The organism is Castellaniella sp. (assembly GCF_041675725.1).
Classification (GTDB): domain Bacteria; phylum Pseudomonadota; class Gammaproteobacteria; order Burkholderiales; family Burkholderiaceae_B; genus Castellaniella.
Genome location: NZ_JBAYTI010000113.1, coordinates 1 through 4,181 on the forward strand (window position 1 = coordinate 1; position 4,181 = coordinate 4,181).

The following is a 4,181-nucleotide window of genomic DNA, read 5'->3' on the forward strand; positions in this document are numbered from 1 at the left end:
CACACGTTCACCCCCGCGCGGGCGGCGACTGTCCAGGGAAAGCACCAGCCATTGCAGTGGAACATGGGCAGCGTCCATAAATAAACCGCATGCTTGGGCATGTCCCACTCGAGAATATTGGAAATGGCGTTGATGGCGGCGCCACGATGATGGTAGACCACCCCCTTCGGCTTGCCGGTGGTGCCGCTGGTGTAGTTCAGCGCGATCGCATCCCATTCGTCGGCGGGCAGCGACCAGTCGGCCTGCGGATCACCCTGGGCGAGCAACGCCTCGTAGTCCAGCGTACCGATCGCCTCACCCGGACCGTCGTATTCTGGGTCATCGACGTCGACCACCAGAATCGGCGCCGTGCGCTTGCGCAGCCCCAGCGCCGCTTGCATGGCGGCGGAGAACTCGCGGTCGACCAGCACCGCACGCGCTTCGCCGTGGTCCAGCATATAGGCGATGGTCTCGGCATCGAGCCGGGTGTTGAGGGTGTTGAGGACCGCCCCGCCCATGGGAATGCCGAAATGGGCCTCGACCATGGCCGGCGTGTTGGGCAGCATGACGGCCACCGTATCGCCGGGTGCCACGCCGTGCCGCCGCAAGGCGCTCGCCAGGCGCCGACAGCGCTGGTACAGCATCGCCCAAGTATGGCGCACGGCGGATTCGCCCAGGCCGTGCACCACGGCGAGGCGATCCGGGTAGACCTCGGCGGCCCGCTCGAGGTACAGCAACGGCGTGAGCGGGGCGAAGTTGGCCGGGGTACGCGGCAGGTCCTGGTCGAACATGGATGTGCTCATGATTCAATCTCCGTCGTGGGCCGAATGCCCGGGTTCGTGCAACGCAGAATGCTCGTGCTCATGCAGCAGCAGGTGGGCCATGCCCTGTTCAGTGGCCAGACCCACGGTGGCCCCGACCGGCAAGGTGGCCTTGATGCGCCCGTGCCCGTAGGGCAGGCCGGTGACCACCGGCACGCGCACCGTCTGGCGCAGCCAATGAACCACCGCGGCCAGATCGAAGCCGTTGTCGTGGGGCGCCAGGCGATAGCCGGTGAACTGCCCCAGGACGATCGCCTGCTGCTTGTGCAGCACCCCCGCATGCCACAACTGGGTCAGCATGCGCTCGATGCGAAACGGATGCTCGCCGATGTCTTCCAGGAACAGGATACCCCGTTCGATCTGCGGAAAATACGGCGTGCCGAGCAGGGATGCCACCATGGCCAGGTTACCACCCCACAGCACACCGCGGGTATCCACTGCATCGGCATCCGGGGCCTCGAAGCTGAGCACCTGCAATTCGCCGGACAGGGTTTCTTCGAACAGATCGCGCGTGAGCTCATTGACTTGCGCCGCGCCAAAATCGAATACCGCCGTGGGGCCGGAATAACTGCGGGCCCCCGTGCGCGCCAGCAGCGCGAGGTTGAAGGCCGTGAAATCGCTCAGGCCCACGAAGATCTTGCCGCTGTCGGCCACCGCCTGCCAATCGATGGCCGGCAGGATACGGCTCAGGCCGTAGCCGCCGCGGGTGGCCATGACCACCGGATGCTTCTGCTTCAGGGCCCGATGCACGCCGGCCACGCGCTGCCGGTCGGTACCGGCAAACCGCTGGTGCACCCCGCGCGCGGCCCGGTCCTGGGCGACCGGATGGCCCAGGGCCCGCAGGCGTTCGACCGCCCGGTCCAGCGCCGCCAAGTCGGCCACCGCACTGGACGGGGATATCAGATAGAGGCCGGGCCGACGCGGCGCAATGTGGGAAGCAGGCATAGCAGGTTATTTTAGTTCGACCGGCGTGGATGGATGCGCATCGTCGGGCCCCGCCCCGCGCCGCGCCCTGAAAAAATCGCGCAACAGCTGCCCGGCTTCAGCGGCCAACACCCCGCCGCGCACCTGCGTATGATGGTTCAGGCGAGGCTCGGCCGGCAAGTCCACCACGCCGCCACAGGCCCCGGTCTTCGGATCGGGCGCGGCATATACGACTTCGGCCAGCCGGGCATGGAACGCGGCGCCCAGGCACATCACACAGGGCTCCAGTGTCACGTACAGGCGCGCGCCCGGCAAGCGGTGATTGGCCAGCGCCCTTGCGGCCTGACGCAGGACCACGATTTCCGCGTGGGCACTGGGGTCGTGATCCGTCAGCGTGCGATTGTGCCCGGCGGCCAGCACGCGCCCATCGGCATCCAGCAACACGGCGCCCACGGGCACTTCGCCCAGCGCGGCCGCCCGGTGCGCCTGCGCCAGCGCCAGGCGCATGGCGCATTCGTCAGTCGAGCACAATGCCATAGGTTCGGTTGCGGCCGGCATGCTTGGCCGCGTACAGTTGTTGATCGGCGGCCTGGATCATCTCTTCGGGGCCTTGCCGCAGATGCACCGAGGTCACCGCCCCGATGCTGATCGTCAGGAATTCGCCGATCTCGGTCGGGTTAGGACAGCGCAAGTCGAGCACCGCCTGACGGATGCGCTCGGCGATCTCGAATGCCTGCTTTGCCGAGGTGGCCGGCAGCACGCACAGGAACTCTTCACCCCCATAGCGGATCACCTCATCGCCCTCGCGCCGGCAGTGCTGCCGGAGCACGTCGGCCACCTTGCGCAGGTAGTCGTCGCCCACCATATGGCCGTACAGATCGTTGACGACCTTGAAACGGTCCAGATCCAGCAGCAGCATGCTCAGCGGCGCGACCTTGTGCAGGGGGATCTCGCCGGCCTGGATGGCCTTGTACACGTCATTCGAACGCAAGTCGAAGCGCCGGCGGTTGTACAGGTTGGTGAGGCTGTCGGTCTGGCTCAGGCGTTCGAGCTGCTGATTGGCCCGTTCGAGCGCTTCTTGCTGGTCTTTGATGCGGACCGTACTGGCCAGCAGCCGACGGGTGGCCGTCCGGTAGTGCCAGAACGATGCGGCGAGAATCAACAGCAGCAGGCTGATCATGATGATCCCCAGCCAAAGCATGTCTTGCTGGCGCATCTGCCGACGATAGCGCTCGATGAACCGGGCCTCGCCGATCTCGTGCTCGTTCAGCGAGGCCGTGGGGTCGATGGCCGCCAGATACTTATTGAACACGGCCACCAGGTTTCGATTTTGCGCCGAATCGCTGAAATAAAACCCGTAGTCGCGCGGGTGGCTTCGGAAGGTATAGATCGCGCCCAGGTCGAACAAATCATTCTGGTAGCGGCTTTCCTCGAAGAAGGCTTTGTTGGTGGCGGCGACGTCGATCTTGCCCGCCTGCAGGGCTGCATAGATGCCGCTGTTGCCCGGGCCCACGGCGAAGGGCACCAGGGCGTCGGCCGGCAGGTGCTCGCGCAGCAGGGGTTCGATGGCCGAGCGCTCGAAGTAGCCCACGCGCAAGCCGGCCAGATCGGCCAGGCTCAGTACCTCGAAATCCCGATCCAGGCGGGCCACCGCCACATAATAGGCCTGGTAATATGGCAGGGTGAACAGGCCGTGCCGCAGGCGGTCTTGGTTGGGGCTGAGCGGCATCAGCACGTCCAGCGCGCCGGTCTGCAGCGCCTGCAAATCGGCCTCCAGATCCCGCCCGGAGGGTTCGGCGAACCGATACGCCAGCCCCAGCTGACGGGCGATGAAGCAGAACACGTCGACACTGATGCCGGTATACTGCCCCGTGCCCGCGTCATACATCGACAGCGGCGCGGCATCGAGCAGCACCCCGACCCGCAAAGGGGCCTGCGGCAGCTGGGCCCGTTCGGCTTCGGTCAGCACCACGGGGTGCGCCAGGGCAACGTAATCCCCGTCGCGGCATGTCATGGCCGCGGCCATGGCTTCGCCGATCATGGACCCGGCGAGCAGCCAGGCGACGAGCAGCCGGATGAGAGACAGGGTGATAGGCATCGCGGTGGGGGAAATAAGGCGCGGGCCCAGGGCATCTGTTACTTGGGCCGAAAAGGGATGTTACAACAACCCTGTCATCCTCACCAGGAAATCCCATGAGTCCGGCCATTCTCGCGCTGGTCCTGGCCGCAGCGGCGCTGCATGCCGGCTGGAACCTGATATCCAAACGGGTTGCGGCCGGCGGCTCGGCCGTGGCTTTCGTGCTGGCCTACCGCGCCCTGTCCTTGGTGCTCTACGCACCCTGGGTGGCCTGGGTGCTGTGGCAGGGCGACATGGCCTGGAGCCCGAAGGTCCTGCTGTTCATCGGGTTGGCGAGCCTGTTGCACCTAGGCTACAACCTGAGTCTGCAATTGGGCTAC

The 4,181-nt window shown here is 66.0% G+C and carries 4 protein-coding genes and 1 pseudogene; 1 reads left to right on the top strand and 4 read right to left on the bottom strand.

All coding sequences use genetic code 11. The features are described 5' to 3' along the window. The 4 genes from WCZ84_RS13740 to WCZ84_RS13755 form a co-directional block, all read right to left on the bottom strand. Window positions 1-782 (bottom strand): AMP-binding protein (locus WCZ84_RS13740; protein WP_372686843.1); only part of this gene is annotated, 782 nt, incomplete at its 3' end. Window positions 783-785: 3 nt separating this feature from the next. After that, window positions 786-1,745 (bottom strand): LD-carboxypeptidase, encoded by a 960-nt coding sequence (locus tag WCZ84_RS13745; protein WP_372686844.1) that lies wholly within the window; start codon window positions 1,743-1,745, stop codon window positions 786-788. A gap of 6 nt (window positions 1,746-1,751) precedes the next feature. Next, window positions 1,752-2,261: a tRNA adenosine(34) deaminase TadA gene (gene tadA / locus WCZ84_RS13750; RefSeq protein WP_372686845.1), complete on the bottom strand. Its 510-nt coding sequence runs from the start codon at window positions 2,259-2,261 to the stop codon at window positions 1,752-1,754. Continuing rightward, a complete protein-coding gene (locus tag WCZ84_RS13755) occupies window positions 2,242-3,822 on the bottom strand; it encodes a diguanylate cyclase (RefSeq protein WP_372686846.1) in 1,581 nt (526 codons plus the stop codon). Before WCZ84_RS13755 ends, tadA begins: the two co-directional genes overlap by 20 nt. A gap of 95 nt (window positions 3,823-3,917) precedes the next feature. Here WCZ84_RS13755 and WCZ84_RS13760 point away from each other — a divergent pair. Next, window positions 3,918-4,181 (top strand): annotated as a pseudogene (locus WCZ84_RS13760) (multidrug DMT transporter permease); the annotation flags it as partial.